This window comes from Ruegeria sp. AB8 (assembly GCF_056542605.1).
This window is the reverse complement of the sequence record NZ_JBQGAB010000121.1, coordinates 1-610: the sequence shown is the minus strand read 5'-3', so window position 1 is coordinate 610 and position 610 is coordinate 1. Positions and strand designations below refer to the sequence as shown.

Sequence of the window (610 nt, the reverse complement as noted above, 5' to 3'; positions counted from 1 at the left end):
CTGGCGGCGCCAGTTTCTGAATGATCTGGCGTTCGAAGGTCTGGAAGGCCCTCTTGAAGACGCAGTAACGGGGCTTGACTGACGGTGCATCAGTCTTGATCGATTGAAGATACTCACACCCATCTGATCGGTGTGAGCCCAATATTATCGAAGGTTGTCTCAAGCCGGGTCCTGATGGCTTGATCGAGTGGGGCAGGGAGGTCGCGCGCCGCGGGTGCTGCGAGAAGGCCTCTGAGATGTGCGGCTTCTCGGAAGATCATCTCGTGCGTCGCCCTGTCATGGCCATCGAGCAAAGAGATAAGTGGCGCGAGACGGTTGTGTATTGCCTGGGCCAATGGAAAGTCGCCGGCGCGTGTTGCTTGATAAAGCGCGGAGACCTCATGGGGTGCGATGTAAGCCAGGCAGGAAAGCACCCCGTCACCACCGGTGTTGAGATTGTGAAACAACGCACCCTTTGATGAGGTCAGACATGCCAGTGGTCGGCCGATCGATTTGAGCGCATAATAATCCTGATCGTAGGCGAGCACATTGTCATGCACGCCCATATCAAATCCGAGAATTCGGCGGCTTCTAAGGGCCAGGGTGGCTTTGTTGCACAAAGCTGGGAGTG

At 56.2% G+C, this 610-nt stretch carries 1 protein-coding gene; it reads right to left on the bottom strand.

The window, feature by feature from the left end; translation table 11 throughout:
- Positions 1 to 113: 113 nt before the first annotated feature.
- A partial coding sequence (locus ACR0CG_RS24090; RefSeq protein ID WP_480528047.1) for a dihydrodipicolinate synthase family protein occupies positions 114 to 610 on the bottom strand: 497 nt, incomplete at its 5' end.